Origin of the sequence: Pedobacter sp. KBS0701, from assembly GCF_005938645.2 — a bacterium.
Classification (GTDB): domain Bacteria; phylum Bacteroidota; class Bacteroidia; order Sphingobacteriales; family Sphingobacteriaceae; genus Pedobacter.
In genome coordinates, this window is the sequence record NZ_CP042171.1 from 4,684,407 (window position 1) to 4,705,360 (window position 20,954).

General features: G+C 36.7%; 20 protein-coding genes and 1 tRNA gene. 7 read left to right on the forward strand and 14 right to left on the reverse strand.

What is annotated here, in order from left to right; translation table 11 throughout:
• Positions 1-32 precede the first annotated feature (32 nt).
• Positions 33-1,670 (forward strand): adenine deaminase, encoded by a 1,638-nt coding sequence (gene ade / locus FFJ24_RS18865; RefSeq protein WP_138818732.1) that lies wholly within the window; start codon positions 33-35, stop codon positions 1,668-1,670.
• A 1-nt stretch (position 1,671) separates the two neighbouring features.
• Here the strand turns inward: ade and FFJ24_RS18870 are convergent, their stop codons facing one another.
• The 5 genes from FFJ24_RS18870 to FFJ24_RS26690 form a co-directional block, all read right to left on the reverse strand.
• The gene (locus FFJ24_RS18870) at positions 1,672-2,016 is read right to left on the reverse strand and encodes a DUF5615 family PIN-like protein (RefSeq protein ID WP_138818733.1); all 345 of its coding nucleotides are present in this window, start codon (positions 2,014-2,016) and stop codon (positions 1,672-1,674) included.
• Positions 2,016-2,252, reverse strand: a complete 237-nt coding sequence (locus FFJ24_RS18875; RefSeq protein ID WP_138818734.1) for a DUF433 domain-containing protein — start codon at positions 2,250-2,252, stop codon at positions 2,016-2,018. Before FFJ24_RS18875 ends, FFJ24_RS18870 begins: the two co-directional genes overlap by 1 nt.
• Before the next feature lie 38 nt (positions 2,253-2,290).
• Positions 2,291-2,899, reverse strand: coding sequence for a SprT-like domain-containing protein (locus FFJ24_RS18880; protein ID WP_138818735.1), 609 nt, complete (start codon positions 2,897-2,899; stop codon positions 2,291-2,293).
• A gap of 46 nt (positions 2,900-2,945) precedes the next feature.
• A complete protein-coding gene (locus tag FFJ24_RS18885; protein ID WP_138818736.1) occupies positions 2,946-3,323 on the reverse strand; it encodes a GxxExxY protein in 378 nt (125 codons plus the stop codon).
• A gap of 67 nt (positions 3,324-3,390) precedes the next feature.
• Positions 3,391-5,658, reverse strand: coding sequence for a helix-turn-helix domain-containing protein (locus FFJ24_RS26690; RefSeq protein ID WP_138818737.1), 2,268 nt, complete (start codon positions 5,656-5,658; stop codon positions 3,391-3,393).
• 506 nt (positions 5,659-6,164) lie between these two features.
• Here FFJ24_RS26690 and FFJ24_RS18895 point away from each other — a divergent pair.
• Together FFJ24_RS18895 and FFJ24_RS18900 are read left to right on the forward strand one after the other, a co-directional pair.
• Positions 6,165-7,748, forward strand: coding sequence for a peptide chain release factor 3 (locus tag FFJ24_RS18895; RefSeq protein ID WP_056094020.1), 1,584 nt, complete (start codon positions 6,165-6,167; stop codon positions 7,746-7,748).
• A gap of 179 nt (positions 7,749-7,927) precedes the next feature.
• A complete protein-coding gene (locus FFJ24_RS18900) occupies positions 7,928-8,902 on the forward strand; it encodes a thiol-activated cytolysin family protein (RefSeq protein WP_138818738.1) in 975 nt (324 codons plus the stop codon).
• Positions 8,903-8,934: 32 nt separating this feature from the next.
• Here the strand turns inward: FFJ24_RS18900 and FFJ24_RS18905 are convergent, their stop codons facing one another.
• Positions 8,935-9,969, reverse strand: a complete 1,035-nt coding sequence (locus FFJ24_RS18905) for a YafY family protein (RefSeq protein WP_138818739.1) — start codon at positions 9,967-9,969, stop codon at positions 8,935-8,937.
• Between the two features lie 598 nt (positions 9,970-10,567).
• Between FFJ24_RS18905 and FFJ24_RS26170 the strand changes: the two genes are divergently transcribed.
• The 4 genes from FFJ24_RS26170 (at position 10,568) to FFJ24_RS18920 (ending at position 14,473) form a co-directional block, all read left to right on the forward strand.
• Positions 10,568-10,629: transfer RNA gene (locus tag FFJ24_RS26170), tRNA-OTHER, on the forward strand.
• 410 nt (positions 10,630-11,039) lie between these two features.
• Positions 11,040-12,137, forward strand: coding sequence for a slipin family protein (locus tag FFJ24_RS18910; RefSeq protein WP_138818740.1), 1,098 nt, complete (start codon positions 11,040-11,042; stop codon positions 12,135-12,137).
• A gap of 63 nt (positions 12,138-12,200) precedes the next feature.
• Positions 12,201-13,037, forward strand: coding sequence for a hypothetical protein (locus FFJ24_RS18915; RefSeq protein ID WP_138818741.1), 837 nt, complete (start codon positions 12,201-12,203; stop codon positions 13,035-13,037).
• 11 nt (positions 13,038-13,048) lie between these two features.
• The gene (locus FFJ24_RS18920; protein ID WP_138818742.1) at positions 13,049-14,473 is read left to right on the forward strand and encodes an RtcB family protein; all 1,425 of its coding nucleotides are present in this window, start codon (positions 13,049-13,051) and stop codon (positions 14,471-14,473) included.
• 361 nt (positions 14,474-14,834) lie between these two features.
• Here FFJ24_RS18920 and FFJ24_RS18925 read toward each other — a convergent pair whose 3' ends face one another.
• The 8 genes from FFJ24_RS18925 to FFJ24_RS18960 all read right to left on the reverse strand — a co-directional run bounded on the left by FFJ24_RS18925 (position 14,835) and on the right by FFJ24_RS18960 (position 20,896).
• Positions 14,835-15,686 (reverse strand): hypothetical protein, encoded by an 852-nt coding sequence (locus FFJ24_RS18925; RefSeq protein ID WP_138818743.1) that lies wholly within the window; start codon positions 15,684-15,686, stop codon positions 14,835-14,837.
• A gap of 70 nt (positions 15,687-15,756) precedes the next feature.
• On the reverse strand, positions 15,757-17,010 hold the full coding sequence (locus tag FFJ24_RS18930; RefSeq protein ID WP_138818744.1) for a pyridoxal phosphate-dependent aminotransferase: 1,254 nt from the start codon (positions 17,008-17,010) through the stop codon (positions 15,757-15,759).
• Positions 17,011-17,130: 120 nt separating this feature from the next.
• Positions 17,131-17,442, reverse strand: coding sequence for a hypothetical protein (locus tag FFJ24_RS18935; protein ID WP_138818745.1), 312 nt, complete (start codon positions 17,440-17,442; stop codon positions 17,131-17,133).
• Positions 17,442-17,630 carry a hypothetical protein gene (locus FFJ24_RS18940; RefSeq protein WP_138818746.1) on the reverse strand — a complete coding sequence of 63 codons (189 nt, stop codon included), beginning with the start codon at positions 17,628-17,630 and terminating at the stop codon, positions 17,442-17,444. The genes FFJ24_RS18935 and FFJ24_RS18940 overlap by 1 nt, the downstream gene beginning before the upstream one ends.
• Before the next feature lie 20 nt (positions 17,631-17,650).
• Positions 17,651-18,982, reverse strand: coding sequence for an argininosuccinate lyase (gene argH / locus FFJ24_RS18945; protein ID WP_138818747.1), 1,332 nt, complete (start codon positions 18,980-18,982; stop codon positions 17,651-17,653).
• Positions 18,983-19,037: 55 nt separating this feature from the next.
• On the reverse strand, positions 19,038-19,370 hold the full coding sequence (locus FFJ24_RS18950; protein WP_138818748.1) for a DUF5615 family PIN-like protein: 333 nt from the start codon (positions 19,368-19,370) through the stop codon (positions 19,038-19,040).
• Positions 19,370-19,594: a DUF433 domain-containing protein gene (locus FFJ24_RS18955; RefSeq protein WP_210419394.1), complete on the reverse strand. Its 225-nt coding sequence runs from the start codon at positions 19,592-19,594 to the stop codon at positions 19,370-19,372. Before FFJ24_RS18955 ends, FFJ24_RS18950 begins: the two co-directional genes overlap by 1 nt.
• Positions 19,595-19,828: 234 nt before the next feature.
• Complete coding sequence (locus FFJ24_RS18960; RefSeq protein ID WP_138818749.1) at positions 19,829-20,896, reverse strand: M20 family metallo-hydrolase; 1,068 nt, start codon at positions 20,894-20,896, stop codon at positions 19,829-19,831.
• Between the last annotated feature and the right edge of the window lie 58 nt (positions 20,897-20,954).

Here is a 20,954-nt window from a genome sequence, read left to right on the forward strand (position 1 = left end):
AATTCAGGGTGACGACATCAAAAAACAGAAAAATGAGCAATTTCAAAGTCGAAGGAAATATCATTAACATCACAAAGCGAAATATTTTCTTTGGCGAAGTAGCCGTTGAGGATGGAAAAATAAAATCAATTTCCAAAATTTCCGATCAGCGGGAAGGCACTCATTTTATTTCTCCAGGCTTTATCGATAGCCATGTGCACATCGAAAGTAGTATGTTAATTCCAAGTGAATTTGCACGATTGGCAGTTGTTCATGGAACGGTTTCTACGATTAGCGATCCACACGAAATTGCCAACGTTTGTGGGATGGAAGGTGTAGAATTTATGATTGAAAATGGCAATACTGTGCCTTTTAAATTCAACTTCGGTGCACCAAGCTGTGTTCCTGCTACCATTTTTGAAACCGCAGGCGCAGAACTGAATCATGATGATGTAAAAGCATTATTAGAGCGTCCGGAAATAAAATATCTGAGCGAAATGATGAATTTCCCTGGTGTACTTTATAAAGATGAAGAAGTTTTAAAAAAGATTGCTGCGGCACACCACTTGGGTAAACCTGTTGATGGGCATGCTCCTGGTTTACGAGGCGATGACGTCCAGCAATATATAGATGCCGGAATTTCTACTGATCACGAATGTTTTACTGCCGAAGAAGCTTTAGACAAATTACAGCGCGGCATGAAAATCCTGATCCGTGAAGGAAGTGCAGCCAAAAATTTTGAGGCGCTGATCCATTTGCTGAACGATTGGCCGGAAATGATGATGTTTTGCAGTGATGATAAACATCCCGATAGTTTAGTCGAAAACCACATCAATCAGCTTTGTGCAAGAGCAGTAGAAAAGGGAATTGATATTTTCAATATTCTTCAGGCAGCCTGCATCAATCCTATTCTTCACTACAAATTAGATGTTGGAACATTACAACATAACGATCCGGCAGATTTTATTGTAATCGAGGATCTAAAAAACTTCAAAATTAAACAAACCTATATTGATGGATTGTTGCTTGCCGAAAATGGCAAAACAGTTGGAGATTGGGTAAAACATGTAGAAGATCAGGAATCGGTAAATCATTTCGATTGCAGTTTGAAAAAGGAAGAAGATTTTGTTTATCCCTTCACAGGACAAGAAGAAATCCCTGTAATAGAAGCTTTAGATGGACAATTGATTACCAATAGGTTAACCGCTAAACCAAAAGTTTTAAATAATAGCATTATCAGCGATCTGGAAAACGATGTATTGAAGATGGTGGTGGTAAACCGTTACCATGATGCTCCTGTGGCTGTATCTTTTGTAAAGAATTTTGGTTTAAAAAAAGGAGCCATTGCTTCAAGCGTTGCTCACGATAGTCATAATATTATTGCTGTTGGTGTAGACGACAAGAGTATCTGTGAAGCGGTAAATTGGGTAATTGCAGCAACTGGTGGTGTAGTGGCGCTGGGAAAAGGAAAAAAAGAAGTTATAGCTTTACCGGTAGCAGGCTTAATGAGTAACCAGAATGGTTATAAAGTTGCGGAAAGTTATACTTCTATAGATCAATTTGCGAAAGGTTTAGGTTCTACTTTACTTGCTCCATTTATGACACTTTCTTTTATGGCTTTATTGGTGATTCCACATTTAAAGCTCAGTGACAAAGGTTTATTTGATGGCGATGAGTTTAAGTTTATATAGCTTATTTTACGCCTTCAATCCGATCAGCGAAGACACTAATCAATTTAAAATCTTTATTAAGTTCAATCACTTGAGGCCATAGATTTTTAAGAACATCATAGAATTGATTCATTTTCATGTTTCCGAGCTTAATATGTATAACTTTTGGTGGAGGGTTATGAAGCAAAATACGGGAGGAGAAATCACTATCTTTAGTAATGATTGTCAAATTTTCCGACTCAGCATATTTCCAGATTTCGCTATCAGACCATTCATCACCTAATTCATATTGATGAATATACTCGTCAGAATTCCACAACGAAAAGAATCTTGGTAAATTTACATCAATGAGAAAAACCTTTTGCATTAAGCCACAGCTTGCTTAATTACAAAACTATGGTTCATTAATTCAGTTGCATAAAGCATGCAGGCAGTAATATCTGCCGCTTCTAAAGATGGATACTGCTTTAAAATTTCTTCTGAAGTCTCCCCTGCTGCTAAAAATTCCATTATGGTTTGCACAGTAATTCTTTTACCTCTTATGATGGGCTTACCACCACAAATATTTGCATCAATATAAATACGGTCAAAAATCTTTTCCATAACTTAAAGTTAATCAATTAGTTTAATTTTTGATAATCTTATTCTACCACAAAAACCTCTGCCAAAGGATTAAATAAATACAACCGTTTATCATCTAAACAAATACAACGGTACCGCTTTCTGATCCTTTCTCCTTTTGTGAAACGCCGGCCATCTTTAATTTTAAAAGTGGTATTGATGGGTAATTGCTCTAAATGTAAAGTTTCTGTTTTATTACTATCGTACTTTTTTAATGCACGCGATAAATGCAGATCAGAGCAGCTTGATGCCGCCGGATTAGACATATAATTATCAATTGCTTTATGAATATCATATGGAAAGATATTCAGCTCAAAAAAAGGAACCATCATCCTTTGGAAATTCTTTTTCCACTCTGAGCCATGTGGTTTTACTTTATTTTTAAAATCGTTCCACGTGAGTAAATGCGCAAATTCGTGTACCGTAGTAACCAAAAAAGCATAATGGTTGAGGTTGAAATTTACTGAAATCCTGTGGCCTTTGCCCTGATAAGGGTGACGGTAATCGCCCAGTTTTGTAGAACGGGTTTTAGAGATTTTAAATTCGCACTGAAAATAATCAATCCACTTGGCAATTAGCGGTGCCGCTGGTTCTGGCATATACTGCGCTAAAACTTTAACCTTTTCCATTTAACCGCAAAGTTCGCAAAGTTTTCCGCAAAGAAACAAAGAAAAGTTATAAGCCATTCACTACACGTTTTAATCCATCCTTTAACCTAATTACGTTAAAATTCATCAAAAGACCTAATTTGTAATTACCTAACTTCATATAAGTTAATGTTTGTGCCAAATGAATCTCATTAAAAGCTTCTATACTTTTCAATTCTAAAACCAATTTGCGCTCAACCAAAATATCAATTCGATATCCACAGTCTAGTTTTACCTCTTCGAAAATTAAAGGCATTATCTTTTCTTTTTCAACAAATAACCCTGCCTTGAGAATTTTATAATACAGACATTCTTTATAGGCGCTTTCCAACAGACCAAGACCTAAAGCACTATGAACTTCTATTGACAATCCGATTACAATTCTTGATAATTCATTCTCATCCATATCTTTGAATTTGCTTTTGCGCCCTTTGCGTTTTTGTCCTTAGCAATCTTTGCGGTTAGATTTCGATCTATTCCTCTGATGGAAACAATGATGCCAGCACGAGTTTAATCTCCCCAAATGAATAATCCTTTCCTAAAAACTCTCTTATCGTTGCCATTGATTTTGTTTTCTGGCTTTCTACTGCATCAGCAATATTTTTGATCTTGTTGGCCTTTACCAGTTTGGTTACATCCAATTGTTGTGTAGAAACATAATAGGCCAAATGTCCCTCAATGGTACCGGCAGAAAAACCACGATCTTTTGCAATTTCGTCGATGGTTTTCCCTTGCTCATACAGCTCGAAGCTTACCAGTTTGGTGTCGATTTTTGGTTCTTTTTTCTTTTTCTCGGCTGCAGATTTTACTTTCAGTGTTTCTCCTTTTAACTGGATCGCTTTTTGGAGTTGATGGTTTCTTTCGACCGTATTCAACAGCGCATCGGTATCTGCTTTGCTAAACTCCTTCCCAGCGATAAGTGCTTGCAACAATGCTTTACTTTTATGCATTTTTTTCAATTGCTCATACACTAAAATTTCGAGTTCGAGTAGCTCTGTAACATAAGTTTTAATCTGCTTTTCTTCTTTTATCACTTCTATTTGAGCTAGAAAACGGTCTGAGATCTCCTTAACCAGCGGATTAAAATATTTTAAGGCCGCCTCTACCCTTTTCGATACATTAAATAATGTATGCTCAGTTTGCTGTGCGAACAGGTTTTTGAGCTGATTAACAAACGTATCGGCTGTGGCTGTAATTTTTTGAAAGTCGGTATAAATAGTATCTGTCCAGTCTTCGTGCCTTTGCTTGGCCGATTTTTCACTTTTATCAAATGTTTGGCGGTGTTCTTTTAAGTAATAGCGGATTAGGTTCAAATCAAATGCGGCAAGCAAATAACTGCGGATAAAAGCATAACTCTCTATACTGATCTGCTCGTTCAGCACTTCCGAAGGTTGTTTTGTTTTAGAGAAATAATGCACATTCTGATCCTGCTGCAAACCACTATCGCGAAGATGAGAAGTTAAAACTAAACCCTTTAATGAGCGTAAACGCGATAAGGCCACATAAGCCTGACCAGGTGCAAAAGCATCACCTACATCAATAATAGCCTTATCAAAAGTTAAACCCTGACTTTTATGGACGGTGATGGCCCATGCCAGTTTAATGGGATATTGTATAAATGAACCGGCAACATTTTCTTTGATCTCGTTGGTTACTTCATCCAGTTTATATTTTACGTTCTCCCAGGTGTAGGGCGAAATCTGGATTACCACTTTATCTTCCGGTAGTTCAATTTCAATTACATCTTTTTCGATATGGTGTACCACGCCAATTTTACCATTGTAATAGCGCTTTTCGGCGGTCATATCATTTTTAATAAACATTACCTGCGCACCAACCTTTAGCTCTAAACTTTTATCATTTGGATAAGCATATTCATTAAACTCTCCCTGAACTTTTGCTTCGAAGAAATATGATTTTGTTTTCAGTTGGGTCAACCTTTCGCGGTTAATGCTATCAGCTTTATGATTATGGGTGGTTAAAGTGATATAATTTTCATCGGCAGCAGGTTTAAAATCCTGTTTGAAATGTTGCTTTAGCAAGGCAGTATCTTCAACGGTAATTTTATTGTTCCGCAGGTTGTTCAGCAGATCGATAAAAACAGCATCATCCTGACGATAAATTTTATCCAGTTCGATATAAACCGGTGGATTATCCTGCAGGGCCAGCGCATCGAAGAAATAAATGCTCTTATAAAATTTAGCCATAATGCGCCACTCGTCATTTTTTACCACTGGAGGTAACTGGTGTAGGTCGCCGATAAATAATAACTGTACTCCACCGAATGGAAGGTTTCTGTTACGGCGTACATACCGCAAAGCGAAATCTATAGCATCGAGCATATCTGCCCTCAACATACTCACCTCGTCAATTACCAACAGTTCCAGTTCCTGCAACATGCGGCGTTTATTGCCCTGCATGTTTAAGTGTTTTACTAAAGTTTTGGGTGTATTAAAGTTGAAATTAATATTTTCGTTGACCAGCGCTCCTGCAGCATCAGGAAAAAAAGCGCCAAAGGGCATTTGAAATAAGGAGTGAATGGTTACTCCTGCGGCATTAATGGCTGCAATACCCGTAGGCGCCACAATTAAAGCCTTTTTATGCGTAAGCTGGATCAGTTTCCGCAAAAAAGTTGTTTTACCTGTTCCGGCTTTTCCGGTCAAAAAAACATGTTTTGAGGTATAATTAACAAATTTAGCCGCAATTTCTGCGGGCATAGAAGTTTCTTCCAAAGTAGGCATCGGCAGTAAAATTTTAGTTAGCAATAAACGGAGGGACGAATAAAGCTAAACATTTTAGCACAAAACTAAAGAATGATTGATGAGAAATTTTAATTTTAAGTGGATATTTTTGGTCACCACTTTTATTTAATCAATAATTTCTTGATTAGCGGAATAAAAAACCTCAATAGAATTACTGCAGAAGCAACCTAAACCTGACAGAAACGACAGCCTCCGATTTAAGCACCGGTTTATGTTATATTTTGGTGTGCTTGCTTGTTTCACAGGTTTTCTATCGGAGCTATAGTGTATGGCAGGACTGCAATAACAAAAGAAGCACTGTCCTTACTTTTCCAAATCATTTTCTAAATCTATTCACCTCAACAATAAAACAATACAACAACCTAACAATTAATGATAAAGCTTTTTCTTATCTTTGCGTCCTGATGAAACAACAATATTCAAATCTTATCGCTGTTAAATTCCTTTAACCAGGTTTCATCATCTTTTACACCCAAAATTTTATTATGCTTAACCCCGAAATAGAAAAACGTAAAACCTTTGCCATTATTAGTCACCCCGATGCAGGTAAAACCACGCTGACAGAAAAGTTTCTGCTTTTTGGTGGCGCCATCAATACCGCAGGTGCAGTAAAGCGGAACAAAGCGAACCAAAGTAATACCTCCGATTTTATGGAGATCGAAAAACAACGTGGTATCTCGGTGGCTACTTCGGTAATGGGTTTCGAATACAGTGGTAAACGTATCAATATTCTGGATACTCCTGGTCACAAGGATTTCGCAGAAGATACTTACAGGACTTTATCGGCTGTGGATAGTGTGATTTTGGTGGTAGACTGCGTGAAGGGTGTGGAGGAACAAACGGAAAAACTGATGTCGGTTTGCCGTATGCGTAACACGCCGGTAATTATTTTCATCAACAAAATGGACCGTGAAGGTAAAGAGGCTTACGATTTACTGGATGAAATTGAAGAAAAGTTAAACATCAGTCTTTGTCCACTTTCATGGCCTATAGGCCAGGGGCATACCTTTAAAGGTGTTTACAGCATTTATAACAAACATTTAAATTTATTTAATTCGGATAAAACCAAAGTAACCGATTCGGTGGTGGCGGCAAGTGATTTAAATGACCCTTCTTTATTAAATTACCTTAAAGAAAACGAAATCAATACGTTGAAAGATGATGTTGAATTGGTTGACGGTATCTACGGTAAGATAGATAAGGATTTATATACCGATGGCTTGGTTGCACCAGTGTTCTTTGGCAGTGCGATCAATAACTTCGGGATAAAAGAACTTTTAGATACATTCATCGATATTGCTCCAAGTCCGCGCCATAGAGAAGCGGAAGAGCGTGATGTACTGGTAGAGGAGAAAAATTTCAGCGGTTTCGTATTTAAAATCCACGCCAACTTAGATCCCAAACACCGGGACAGGATTGCCTTTTTAAGGATTTGTTCAGGTAAATTTGAACGCAATAAATTTTATTATCATACCCGTCAGGATAAGAAACTAAAATTCTCTAACCCGATGGACTTTATGGCTAACGAAAAAAGTATTGTTGAAGAAGCCTGGCCAGGCGACGTGGTGGGCTTATACGATAGCGGCAACTTTAAAATTGGTGATACCTTAACCGAAGGTGAAAAACTGCAGTTCAAAGGCATCCCTAGCTTCTCTCCATCTATCTTTAAAGAAGTAGAAAACATGGACCCTATGCGTACCAAACAATTGGAAAAGGGTATTGAACAGCTAACCGATGAAGGAGTTGCACAGTTATTTGTGATGCAACCCGGAAACAGGAAAGTAATCGGTGCAGTTGGTGAACTTCAGTTTGAAGTAATCAATTTCAGGTTAGAGCATGAGTATGGTGCAAAATGTCGTTTTCGTACCTTGAGTTATACCCGTTCGAGCTGGGTAACTTCTACTGACAGAAAGAAACTGGATGAATTTGTGAAACGTAAACAACAGCACATTGGTTTTGATAAAGAAGCCAATCCGGTTTATCTGGCCGATAGTGAGTATATGATTAATTTAACAAAACAGGATTATCCTGATATCGAATTCCATAAAACGAGTGAGTTTAAGAGTTAACCCCAAAATCCTAAAGGGGATTTATAAATGAAATTAAACCTCGCAGGTCTTAAAGACCTGCGAGGTTTTTTATGCGCTTTATTATTATGATAAATAACACTTAAGTATAACTAAAAAATTAGTTTTTTGGCATAAATATTGTAACTTGCACATTCTAAATACACTATTTATACTATCTAATGAAAAACATTCTAAACCATTCTCTGGTTATTTTTGCCCTTTTATTTGCCGTTTCCTGTAAAAAAAACAATGGTCCGTTACCAGTTCCTGAGTCTGTTATCCCTACCGAAATAGATAAAACAGAGTTGCTAACCTGGAAATTCGATTCCTTTATTGTTGATGATGGTAACGTAACACAAGTTTTTCCAGGAGCAATCTTTACCATTACAGAGAATGGGAATGATCTTAAATTGGTTTCTTTAAAAGATAAGTATACCCCATTGCCCATTACCGCTTCAACTTCTCTTGTTGGTGAGGGCAATAAAATCTTTAATGATATTCCATCTTTCGAAAAAATTACCGCTTATACCAAAAAATTACAGACTAAAAATAATAATGAAAGTTCGGCTTATTCAGAAGATGAATTTAAGGATTACAACGTGCTAAAATATTATTTATCGAACAATGATGATGTAAAGTCAATATTTGAAAAAATTGGAATTAAAACATCTACAAGAATCACCAAAAAACATGCTGTATATTTTTTCTCTAATAATGTTAAGTTTTCGCTCGACATGAACCTACCTACTAAAAGCGAATTATTATCAATAGCGGATGTAGAGAAGATAAACACCACTAATAGTGCATACTATATCAATAGTGTTATGTATGGCAATAATACTTTAATTTTAGCAGAAGCTGATACCGATTATGCCTTATTAAAAACTGCACTAAAAGCCGTGCTTTTAAAACAGGAGTTAACATCCGCACAAATTCAATCTTTAAGCACAGCAAAAGTTACTTTTTATGCTAGGGGAGGAAGCGAAAAGTCTTTTATCAGGATTGCTAATACTTTAGACGAAATAAAAGCTGTAACAAAAGAATTTGAAATCTTTAATAATACAGCCATTTCTTATCCTGTTTCATACTCACTGCGCTCGGTAAAGAATTTCAGTTTGTTTGAACATGAAATAAAGGTTAATATGATTCATTAGTAATGCGTCAATTGGCCAGGCTTAGGAGCTAATTATTTAAGCGTCTGCATTTTTTCTATTTCATATTGCTTATAAGTTTGCGCCAATCTTCTTTTAATTTTCGAAATCAACAATCTTGGGGAAAGCACCTTAACACACTCACCAAAGCCTAGAATTTCACGCTCCAGTTCATAGTTCAAAACCACATCAATCCTAAACGTTGTTGTTTTGTCGTTTTTACTTAACACCACTTGCGAAGAATGTAAAGGTTTGGTAACTACATAAGGCGCATGGTCATTGGTAAATTCCAGAATGACCTTTTGAGCCCGGTCGCTTTCATTTTTGGTTACCCCGATTAAATCATCGTAATAGCGGTCGAAATCTACCCCCTGGTAAGCAATGAATTCTTCGTTGGGCAGTTCCTGAAATTCTATGATTCGATCTAAAGCTAAGTTTAAAATTCCTGATCTTTTTTTTGCTTTACAGATCAAAAACCATCTGTTTCTGTACTCTTTTAATAGATACGGAAAATAAATCCCCTGTTGCGATTGTTGCGCCTTGAACGATTTATATTCAATCAATAACGAACGCTTATTTAAAACCGCCTGGTATAGGGGTGGAATACATTCCAATCCTTTTACCAACTTATTACTTTCCAACTGGATGTTATTACCGCTTTGTTTGGTTGATTTGTAGAGGTTATTTTCCAAACGGGCAATCATATCGCTCATTTCGTCGAAATAATTAAAGGCATTAAATTGTTTCAGTACACCAACAATTTCTTTCATTTTATCTACATCAGCATTATTGATCGGCGCTTTAGTAATACTAAAACTAGCATCTTCGTATGCATAGAAGCGTTTATCCTTCACTACAATCGGCGCATTGTAGCCTAACTTATCGCTTCGCATCAGTTGAATATCCGCCTGGATGGTCCGCTTACTTACACCAGTGGTAATCCCCTCCAGTTCGTAAAGGGTTGCTGATACCTTTTCGATAAGATCTTCCAATGTCCATTTTCGGAAACGGTTTTTCAAACAATCGTCGATGGTTTTATACCTGATCAGTGCTAATTTATTTACTGCCATTTTGGAGTGTATTTAGATTTCTGCTAAAAATCCGTTGATTTTGTTAAGCTAAATATAAGAAAGGGTTTTACATCTACGCAATACAATTGCGCAGATTATCATAAAAAGAAACATTTCAAAAGAAAAATAAAATTTATTCACCTAATTGTCAGACACTTAAATAAAAATTTTAAAAATATTTTTATCTGCGCAAATCTAGCGCGCAGTGGTAGTGGCATCTTTGTCTTGTCGCCAGTCGATAATGAAGTTCTTTGAAAAAGATCAATAATAAATAACTGATTTACAATACAATTAAACTGTTTCAATAATACGCGCTCTCCGCCATGCTGATCAATTAGAACAGCAAAATATGAAGCCCCTGTTCCGGATATGCGGAACAGGGTTAATGGCAGCAATTAAACAGTTTGAGTAAATCAATATATATAAAGAAATTCCGATGAATAATCGGAATGGCAATACTAAATAAAACTTATCCATTGTTGTGGGTTTCAGAATAGCCCCAAAGTATTCGGGCAATTTGCGTAGAATATGCTGATAAGAATTATGATAGATTGTCTGAACACGTTGTGTGTCGTGGGTTCGAATCCCACTTCCGAGCAATCGGAATAGCTCAGGGGTTAGAGTAACAACACCAAAATGCAGGTTCGAATCCTGCTTCCAACCGTCACTTGGAATAGCAAAATGGTAATGCAATGGATTAGGGTTCCATCTAAAAAGAAGGGCAACTTTTCAAACCGCCCACCAGAATAAGCGTTGCGCAACAGCATTTGGCTTTAGGATTTTTCGAAATCCAAAAAGCAAATCTGCATTTGCTCAGTGAGAATCAGTGCAACAAGAAGAGATTTAAAAATCAAACGGGGTTAAATCGAGAAGGAAAAATGCTCCAAGGGAGTATAAAACCGGTAAGACAAGCCTCCTTTCATTTTTGAACAAAGCTTGATAAACTTTTAATTCCGCAAAAAACAGGTAAATGTTCTTGTGCAACGCTTTTAAAAGAATAAATAATCAACCATACTTATTTAAGTCCTCCCTTTTAGGAAAGGATTTAGGTAGGGCTAAAACCATAAAACATGAAAAGAGTAACCATTAACACCAATTATGTTGGATTGGTGTTTAAAAGAGGAAAATTAAAAAACGTTTTAACAGCAGGAACTTACTGGTTAGGTTTTGGCGAAAGTATGACATTATATGATATGGCTAAAGAGTACTATTACCCGGTTGCCGAATTGGATATTTTGCTGGAAAATGCAGATTTCGTGAATTTGATTCACCTGGTAAGCGTTGCCGACAACGAATTGGCCTTGGTTTATCAAAATAAAAACTTCAAATCTGTTTTAACTGCTGGCAGACATGCCATCTGGAAAGGTTTGTCAACATATGATTTTGTTAAGGTAGACATCAGTAACATTAATATTGACGAAACAATTGATAAAAACCTGTTGGAGAAAGCACCATTATTAAATTACATCAGGGCCTATAAGGTAGAATCTTTCGAAAAGGCCTTGTTATTTATTGATGGTAAATTTGAAAGGGTAATGGAAGCCGGAAACTATGTTTACTGGAAAAACAGTACCACCATTCAAGTTTTGAAAACCGATATGAGACAATTGAATATGGAGATTATCGGACAAGAAATCTTAACCAAAGATAAAGCACAATTGAGGGTAAACTTCAGCATTCAATATAAAGTTGATGACATCATCAAAGCCTTATTGGAAAACAAAGAATTTGAAAAACAATTGTACATCACCATGCAATTGGCATTAAGAGAATGTATTGGCTTAATGACTTTTGATGAATTGATGGAAAGCAAAGAAAAAATTGCTGAAATGGTAATGGCCATCACCTTTGATAAGGTTGATAACCTGGGTGTAAAATTGACCAACTGTGGTGTTAAAGACATTGTTTTACCAGGTGATGTTAAGGAGATTATGAACCAGGTTTTAGTTGCCGAAAAAAGGGCACAAGCTAATATCATTACCCGAAGAGAAGAAACGGCCTCGACCAGAAGTTTGTTGAATACCGCCAAATTAATGGAAGACAACAACATGTTATATAAGTTGAAAGAGATGGAATACGTAGAGAAAATCGCGGAGAAAATCAATAACATCAGTTTATCTGGCAGTGGACAAATTGTAGATCAATTGAAACAGATCTTCGTAAAATAAACTAAATTTAGAAACCTCTCGGTCAGGTGAATGTTGCCTGCCGGGGGATTAATTAAGAATGAAATGGAAAATTATAAAAATAACGAAAATGAAATATTAAAAGCATTTGAGATATACAAAAATATTGTTTTTGCAACTGGAGTGGATTTAAGCTTTTGGAAATCTTTTATGGAACTATCTATAAATGAATATAAAAAAGGGAATGCTCAATCCGCAGAATTATTTACAGCAGGTTTTTTTGTTTACAATCTTAGCCCAATAAATAATCAGGGATCCTTAAAATCACACGAAGCAATTCGCTCAATTGGATCAAATGAATTAGAAAAGTATAAGAGTGATTTCTTTTCATGGATATCAAATCTTGTAATTTTAAAAACATATAACGCTCTTGAGATATTCATTTTGCAAGCTATTCATATAAAATATTTTAGCTCCGATAAAGATTTGATCGGAAGTAAAAAGGTAGTCGATGATGTCAATAATGAAATCAAAACATATTTAAAAGAAATTGGGGCAAATTTAGACACTAAAAACAATCGCCATATTATTCAATTCTTAAAGGCAAAGTCAACGACAATTTCTTCATTTTTAGACATCCCTGTGAGAATTGACTTAAATACAAATTGGGAAAATTTATTTGAGTTAATTTCGATATTAAGAAATGTAATCGCACACCAAGGAACTGTAATTAGCTCGGACACTCATAATGAAATTAAATCAAAAGCGAAGGACATCTTTCAACACCATTTTACTCTAGTAAAAGATGAAAATGATTATATAAACCTTCATCCAAATAATGAACAATTTTCAAACTTCCTATCATTATTTAATGATCTTTCGCTAAACATCGTAAAATTCATGTTTGATAAAGAAGACTTAAAATTCATAGGAATGAATTAAAAAACAAAACAATGAACAACAACATAACAGGTAATAACCTGATCGAAATAGGTTATACCGAAGGAAAAATAGTAGGCCTGGCTTTAGCTATCGTGAAAGAAAATTTTGCGGATATTGAAGAAAAAGAATTATTGGCCTTATTTAAAAAAGTAAAAGATTATCCGGAAAGTTTTTTGGATGACGAAGTATTAAACACTTTGGCCACAGCACTGATTGAAGAAGCTAATGCACCAAAAGATGAAACTATCAAACTAGTAAACAATGTGAAACCCTACGCGGTATTTGGCCCTGATTACATTGAAGAAGGCGCCAGAAATCAAATGGATATCGCCATGAAATTACCGGTTTCGGTGGCTGGCGCACTAATGCCCGATGCCCACCAGGGTTATGGTTTGCCGATTGGCGGTGTTTTGGCGACCAGAAATGCAATTATCCCGTATGGCGTAGGTGTAGATATCGGTTGCAGAATGGCTTTGAGTATTTTCGATATCCCCGAAAAACATTATTTCGGGAAAGATGCGATGTACAAACGCGAATTGATTGCTTTTACGAAATTTGGTGCAGGTCAAAATTTTAAAGGCAGTGAAAAAGCAGATCATGAGGTTTTAGAGAATGAGGCTTTCAACAGCACTCCTTTCCTGAAAAATCTGCATGGAAAAGCCTGGGCTCAATTGGGAACCTCTGGTGGGGGTAACCACTTTGTGGAATGGGGGATTATTGATTTTGCCAAACGTGATGAAATTTTAAATATTGATAAAGGACGTTATGTGGCTTTATTAACCCACTCTGGTTCAAGAGGTTTTGGCGCTACCATTGCAGGTCATTATACCAAACTTGCTAAAGACATCTGTAAATTGCCTAAAGAGGCTGTAAATCTTGCTTACCTTGATTTAAACTCTTCTGAAGGGCAAGAATACTGGATTGCCATGAACTTAGCTGGTGATTATGCTTCTGCTTGTCATGAGGTGATCCATAAAAGGTTGACTAAAGCCATTGGTGCCAAAGTTTTGGCCAAAGTAGAAAACCATCATAATTTTGCCTGGAAAGAAATGTTTAATGGCCAAGAAGTGATTGTTCACCGAAAAGGAGCAACACCGGCTGGCAAAGGCGTAATGGGGATTATCCCCGGTAGTATGACGGCCCCGGGATTTCTGGTTAGGGGAAAAGGCGAAATGAATGCAATTAATTCAGCATCACATGGCGCAGGTAGACAAATGAGCCGAACAAAAGCGATTCAATCGATTACGAAATCGGATATGAAAGCTATTTTAAAGGATCACAATGTTACTTTAATTGGAGCCGGCTTAGATGAGGCGCCAATGGCTTATAAAGACATTAACAAGGTAATGGCAGCACAAACTGAACTGGTTGATATAGTGGCTAAATTTGAGCCTAAAATGGTGAGAATGGCTGATGATGGAAGCAGGGAGGATTAGTCCTTAGTCCTTAGTCCTTAGTCCTTAGTCAAAATTCTAAATTAACCTCGTTGGTTTTAAAACCTGCGAGGTTTTTTATGTTTATTTCGAATAAAAAAATTAGAAAATATTGGTTCTTGCCTATTGTGCCAAAAGAAAAGAACTTCAATCCTATCGGTTTTAACCTCATAAAATACAGAAGAAAGCTTTTTAATTAATCCTAGTCGGATATTAGGATCAAATTCAGCCTTTTATAGATGAATTGCCAATTAACTCCAATGTTTTAATAGTATTCTTTTTAAAATCACTTAAGTCATTTTTATAAAAAAGCCTGAAAATTTAATTCTGTTTGAGAATTATGGTTTTGACGAGATAGCCTCGTTTAAATATTCGCATTCTGAAGCGGATAATATTTAATTACACTTTTCACTTTTTTATCTTTTGGTTTACCGGTTAGGTTGGTCACATTAATTATGTTGATATACTTTGTCGGATCTCCTGTTGATTCGAAAATAATTACTTCGGCATAATTCGTTTCGCTATGCAAAGAAGGATGATCATTCAAGACCGTAAAATCTCTTTTACCAAGCTCATTTAAAATCTCTTCTTTATTTACAACTACAGGAATACGATTATGGATTTTACGTCTTTTCATCCACTGGTCATTTATTTCTGAGTATGGCATGCTTGCCTGGCCATTCAGAACTGCAAAAATGGCGCCCCCAAGAATAACGACAAACTCTCCAGCCCAAATAACCCATAACAATACGCCACTAATGGTACCTGTACTTTCGATGCGAAATGTACCTATTTTATTCAGATTAATAATTTCCTGAATCAAAATATTAGGATGGGTAAAAAGGAAAAAGAAATCAGAAGCCAGAACCTTTAAATCTGCACTATCCAGATTAAAAGTAAAACCCTTATTACTGTAGGCTAAAGTATCGAAGAATACCCATTGAATATAAAAGGCGAATAGTCCACAGAAGATTGCAATGATGGTAACGATCTTTTTATTCCTGAGTTTTCCGATTCTGACACCAATATCAATGCTAAAACCTAATCCAATTCCCAAAAGCAAAGCGATAATAGCGATGAACCAAATATTGGGGATCAGCCTGCCAAGAATAATATAAAAAAGAGGCAGAATAAAAGATGCCAAAATACCGATGGCAAGTGAAGTAAGAATAGCTGATGGCGAAGCGTATCCTTGAGGCGTGTATTTGGGTTCCATAAAGCGTAAAATGAGATTTTTATTTGAACACCCATCTCCCGTAATTGTTTGAATGGGTGTCCAATTTTATCTATTTTAACTTGCTTAATGCTTTTTTAATCCTTGGCAACATGTCTTTAATATCTTGTAAAGTACAAGCCCCTACTGATGCCCTGAACCAAGGCATACTGTCTTCATTTCCAAATGCAGAGAATGGAACTAAAGCTGCACCAGCTTCTTTAATCAGATAGAAATTTACATCTGCACTGTCTTTTAAAACTTGACCATCTTCAGTTGTTTTTCCAATATAATCGATTTTGATGGTCAAATAAATGGCACCCATCGGCTCCACCGCATCGACATTAAAACCCTCTGCTTTTAGTTCGTTAAAACCATTATAAAGTGCATTTAAGCTATCCTGGATCTTTGCTTTAAAGCTGGTTAAAAAAGTATCAACCTGTGACTTGTCGTTAAAATAGTTAGACATGGCAACCTGCTCAGCTTTTGGTGCCCAGGCACCCATGTGGCCAACCAATGCTTTCATCCTGTTGATAATATCTTCAGGACCAAAACCCCATCCTACACGCACGCCTGTTGCAGCCAGACATTTCGAACTGCCATCTACAAAAATGGTAAATGGTCTCATTTCCGGCCTTAAAGAAACTGGATTTACATGCTCCTTACCAAAAGTTAAAAGCGAATAAATCTGATCATACATCATGTACAATGGTTTTTCATCTGCGCCACGCGAAGCATTTTCTTCTAAAACCGCATCACAGATTTCAGCCAGCGAATCTGCATCAAACATGGTTCCGGTTGGATTTAATGGCGAACATAAAGCCAATAAAGTTGCTCCTTTTAAATGCGGTTTCAATTGCGCAGCTGTTGGCATAAAATTATGCGCAGCATCTGTTTCTACAGCAATGGTTTTAGCCGAAGTTAAGTGAGAATAGTGATTATTGTTCCAGGATGGTGCAGGGAAAACCACGGTATCGCCCGGATCGATCAAAGCCAGGTAAGTAGCATAAATCAATGGACGAGAACCTCCAGAAACCAAAATACTGTTGGTATTATATTCTAACCCGAACCTATCCTTCAATAATTCTGAAACCGTTTCGCGTAATGGCAAAACTCCGTCAGCTGGTGGATAATTGGTTTGGTTGGCATGGTAAGCATCAACGATTCCAGCCTTTAATTCGGTTGGAATCGGATAAATATTTGCATCAAAATCACCTATGGTTAAATTAGCGATTGAAGCGCCTTTGCGTTTCATTTCATTAACCTCGTTTCCAATTTTTATAATTTCTGAACCAATTAATGAACTGGCCAATACTGAAACTTTCATCTGTTTATATTTTATTTGTAGGGTGATGAAGCTATCATGACTTATTAATTATTCCTGATGGAAAATCATGATGGTTTCATAAATATATATTAAAACTGCTATTAGGAGATTTATAATGCTTTAATTATTTTCTGAAGTTCTTGTACTTTCTTCTGATTTATCATATAGGGTAAGCATATTGATAATGACGCCATCTGGCATATTTGAAACTAGATAAGTTATTATTCTAAATCCACCACTTTTGCCTTTACCCTTACTTTTTATGGCTAGCCTGATTTTGTACAGCCCTGCGCCCAGATCATTTCCCTGTTCAGGATTTTCCAAAAGTTTTTCTTCTAGTTCGTAGAGATCGTCTACTAAAGAAAAATGTTTCTTTTTGTAAATTTTGGCTTTTTTGATAAAAACGGCGGAATAGATAACCTCGTTAGCCATCAAATATCCTTTAAACCTAAATGCTTCCGTTTTCCTTGCTGCATATCCTTAATTTCTTTTAAAGCCTGAGCAATTTCAGAAGTAATCTGACTTGTTGGTTCCGATTTAACTTTAGCACCAATTTTGCTGAGGAACTCTTTTACGAAACCTTCGTCTTTATCCTTAATTTCTATTGTTAAAGTTGTCATAATTACAAAATTAGCAAAATTTATTTAACCAAATCTTCAATTGCTTTGTTCACTTTTTCGAAACCAAATTGCGATAAAACGTCGTGCATTGCTGCAGTAATCTGCTCGTTACAAAGGTTGCCAATGCTTCCTTCGTGTGTATGATGTATCTGGCCAGATGGAGCAAAAGTACCATTTTCTATCTGTTCACCAACAATTTTATAGGCTTCTCTAAATGGAACCCCCTGCAGCGCCAGGTCGTTCACTACTTCAACGCTAAACAGGTAATCATATTTTTTATCTTTCAAAATATCATCCTTAATGGTGATGTTCTGGAACATAAAAGTGGCGATTTCCAAACATTCGTTTAATGAAGTAATCGCCGGAAACAAATTTTCTTTTAACAGTTGTAAATCGCGGTGATAACCTGATGGTAAATTGGTAATCATCATCGCTATTTCATTTGGCAAAGCCTGAATTTTATTACAACGCGAACGGATCAGTTCGAAAACATCCGGATTTTTCTTATGCGGCATAATGCTCGAACCTGTAGTCAGTTCTGCCGGGAAACTGATGAATCCGAAATTCTGATTGATGAATAAACAAACATCCATCGCCATTTTAGCTAGCGTTGCGGCTACAGCACTCATGGCTTGCGCTAAAATCCTTTCGGTTTTTCCGCGGCCCATCTGTGCATAAACCACATTGTAGTTTAAACTTTCAAAGCCCAATAATTCGGTTGTTAAAGTTCTGTTTAAAGGAAATGATGAGCCATAACCTGCTGCTGAACCCAATGGGTTTTTATTGGTGATTTTCCAGGCGGCAAGCATCAGCTCCATATCATCGGCAAGGCTTTCGGCATAAGCACCAAACCACAAACCGAAAGATGATGGCATGGCAATCTGCAAATGTGTATAACCCGGTACCAATTTGCCTTTATGTGTATTGCTCAGTTCGATCAATTGGTTAAACAAAGTTGAAGTTTGATTAACCATATCTTCAATACAAGCCCTGAAGAACAATTTTAAATCAACCAAAACCTGATCATTACGCGAACGGCCACTGTGAATTTTTTTGCCCGCTTCGCCAATGCGTTGGGTAAGCAGCCATTCTACCTGCGAGTGTACATCTTCTACACTGTCTTCAATGGTAAAATTTCCGGCTTCAATTTCAGCGTAAATATTTTTCAGCTCTTGTTGAACGGTTTTCAATTCCTCAGCAGTTAGCAAATTAATGGTTTCGAGCATTTGGGTATGTGCCAAAGAGCCCAAAACATCAAATTTTGCCATTTGCAGATCCATTTCGCGGTCTTTTCCTACCGTAAAGCTTTCTACAAACTGATTAACATCTATATTTTTTTGCCAAATCTTCATTATAATCTATTTAACCGCGAAGGGCGCTAAGTTTTTCGCAAAGTGCGCCAAGCATTTATTGTAATTCCAAACAAGAAAATTCATCCTGCTTTATAAAATCACTTATTAATTCTCTTTTTTCTATTAAAGTCTCTGCAATCCCACTCGTTGTATTGTTTCCGGAACGAAGCCAAATAATTTTAGGTGGATGACCATACAGATTTAAAAACTCATAGAAATCTGCGTCGAAAGTTACAATTACATAACCACTTTGACCAGCAAAAGTCAAGATTTCCTTGTATGATTTGTTTTCCAACTTTAACCGCTGTATTTGGTCGCAAGCTGGAAAATCGGCTTCTAAAAGTTTTGTGATCCTGTGAGAGATGTTTTGATCGAACAATAGTTTCACTAGGCAACTCTTATATTATGTTCCCTATCTGCAGAGTAGGCAAGACAGGCCAATACTTCCTCTTCTTTAATTTCTGGAAAATCATCTAAAATATTCTGAATGGTCATTCCGTTTGATAACCAACTTAAAACATCATAAACAGCAATCCTGGTTCCCTTAATGCACGGCCTACCAAAGCGTTTATTCGAATCAATTTCTATGAAATTAGAATAAGTTTTCATCATGTAAAGATAAACAATATTATAAGAATTTTCATTCAACCGCAAAGGGCACTAAGTTTTTTCGCAAAGCACACAAAGCTATTTTATAATTTTACCACAGCATTTACGGAGTTTTTAACTGAGATACAAGGCTATTTTTACCACAAAGACACCAAGTACAAAGGTTTTCGAATCTTTTAAAAGATAAAGGGGCATTTAAGTTTCACATCTGAACCTTACGCCTCAACCTTAAAACCTTCAACCTTCAATAACCGGTTTTAGCATATTTACATATCCTTCAACGCCTTCTGCAACCTCGCGAACATATAAAAATTCATCAGCCATGTGCGAGCGGCCAGAAAAACCTGGTCCACATTTTACTGAAGGGATATCCAGTAAAGCCTGATCGGATGTAGTTGGCGAACCGTAAGTAGTTTTTCCAAGTGCTACTCCGGCTTGAACAACCGGATGGTTTTTATCAATCGATGATGGTTTTAAACGGATGGAACGCGGGGTAACATCACAATCTACATTTGCCCTGATGATTTCTAACACTTCTTCATTGGTATAAGCATCGGTTACACGTACATCAACTGTGAAAGTACAGTTTGCAGGAACAACATTATGCTGCGAACCTGCATTAATAATCGTTACCGTCATTTTCAAAGGACCAAAAACCTCAGACACTTTAGGAAAGTGATAATTTCTGAACCATTCAATATCTTTTAATGCTTTGTAAATTGCATTTTCTCCTTCTTCACGGGCAGCATGCCCGGCTTTACCATGCGAAACGCAATCCAATACCAGCAAACCCCGTTCGGCAATAGCCAAATTCATTTCTGTTGGTTCACCAACGATACCAAACTCAAGCTCACCTAAATCAGGCAACACCAGTTCCAAACCATTATTACCCGAAATTTCTTCTTCAGCAGTGGCTGCCAAACAGATATTATATTTTAAATTTTCCTGTTCGTAATAATATAAAAACGTACCGATTAACGAAACCAGACAACCGCCGGCATCATTACTGCCCAAGCCAAACAATTTGTCCCCTTCAATTGCAGCATCATAAGGATCGCGGGTATAACCTGAATTAGGCTTAACCGTATCATGGTGCGAGTTTAACAACAAAGTTGGCTTATTGGCATCAAAATGTTTGTTGTAGGCCCAAACGTTATTCATTTTGCGTTGAGTCTTAACCCCTCTCTCCTCCAAAAACTGGGCGATTAAATTCGCTGTTCTATCTTCTTCTTTGCTAAAAGACTGGATACGGATCAACTGCCGCAATAAGTCGAGACTTTCTTTTTGTATATTTTCTAGTAACATAGTATCAAGTAATTGGTAGAAAGCATCAGGAATAAACCCGAATTTAAACTTTTACCTT

What these genes read in the sequence shown, in the direction of transcription:
- ade (WP_138818732.1), top strand. Translation starts at nt 33, where the DNA reads ATGAGCAATTTCAAAGTCGAAGGAAATATCATTAACATCACAAAGCGA.
- FFJ24_RS18870 (WP_138818733.1), bottom strand. Translation starts at nt 2,016, where the DNA reads ATGCAAAAGGTTTTTCTCATTGATGTAAATTTACCAAGATTCTTTTCG.
- FFJ24_RS18875 (WP_138818734.1), bottom strand. Translation starts at nt 2,252, where the DNA reads ATGGAAAAGATTTTTGACCGTATTTATATTGATGCAAATATTTGTGGT.
- FFJ24_RS18880 (WP_138818735.1), bottom strand. Translation starts at nt 2,899, where the DNA reads ATGGAAAAGGTTAAAGTTTTAGCGCAGTATATGCCAGAACCAGCGGCA.
- FFJ24_RS18885 (WP_138818736.1), bottom strand. Translation starts at nt 3,323, where the DNA reads ATGGATGAGAATGAATTATCAAGAATTGTAATCGGATTGTCAATAGAA.
- FFJ24_RS26690 (WP_138818737.1), bottom strand. Translation starts at nt 5,658, where the DNA reads ATGCCTACTTTGGAAGAAACTTCTATGCCCGCAGAAATTGCGGCTAAA.
- FFJ24_RS18895 (WP_056094020.1), top strand. Translation starts at nt 6,165, where the DNA reads ATGCTTAACCCCGAAATAGAAAAACGTAAAACCTTTGCCATTATTAGT.
- FFJ24_RS18900 (WP_138818738.1), top strand. Translation starts at nt 7,928, where the DNA reads ATGAAAAACATTCTAAACCATTCTCTGGTTATTTTTGCCCTTTTATTT.
- FFJ24_RS18905 (WP_138818739.1), bottom strand. Translation starts at nt 9,969, where the DNA reads ATGGCAGTAAATAAATTAGCACTGATCAGGTATAAAACCATCGACGAT.
- FFJ24_RS18910 (WP_138818740.1), top strand. Translation starts at nt 11,040, where the DNA reads ATGAAAAGAGTAACCATTAACACCAATTATGTTGGATTGGTGTTTAAA.
- FFJ24_RS18915 (WP_138818741.1), top strand. Translation starts at nt 12,201, where the DNA reads ATGGAAAATTATAAAAATAACGAAAATGAAATATTAAAAGCATTTGAG.
- FFJ24_RS18920 (WP_138818742.1), top strand. Translation starts at nt 13,049, where the DNA reads ATGAACAACAACATAACAGGTAATAACCTGATCGAAATAGGTTATACC.
- FFJ24_RS18925 (WP_138818743.1), bottom strand. Translation starts at nt 15,686, where the DNA reads ATGGAACCCAAATACACGCCTCAAGGATACGCTTCGCCATCAGCTATT.
- FFJ24_RS18930 (WP_138818744.1), bottom strand. Translation starts at nt 17,010, where the DNA reads ATGAAAGTTTCAGTATTGGCCAGTTCATTAATTGGTTCAGAAATTATA.
- FFJ24_RS18935 (WP_138818745.1), bottom strand. Translation starts at nt 17,442, where the DNA reads ATGGCTAACGAGGTTATCTATTCCGCCGTTTTTATCAAAAAAGCCAAA.
- FFJ24_RS18940 (WP_138818746.1), bottom strand. Translation starts at nt 17,630, where the DNA reads ATGACAACTTTAACAATAGAAATTAAGGATAAAGACGAAGGTTTCGTA.
- argH (WP_138818747.1), bottom strand. Translation starts at nt 18,982, where the DNA reads ATGAAGATTTGGCAAAAAAATATAGATGTTAATCAGTTTGTAGAAAGC.
- FFJ24_RS18955 (WP_210419394.1), bottom strand. Translation starts at nt 19,594, where the DNA reads ATGATGAAAACTTATTCTAATTTCATAGAAATTGATTCGAATAAACGC.
- FFJ24_RS18960 (WP_138818749.1), bottom strand. Translation starts at nt 20,896, where the DNA reads ATGTTACTAGAAAATATACAAAAAGAAAGTCTCGACTTATTGCGGCAG.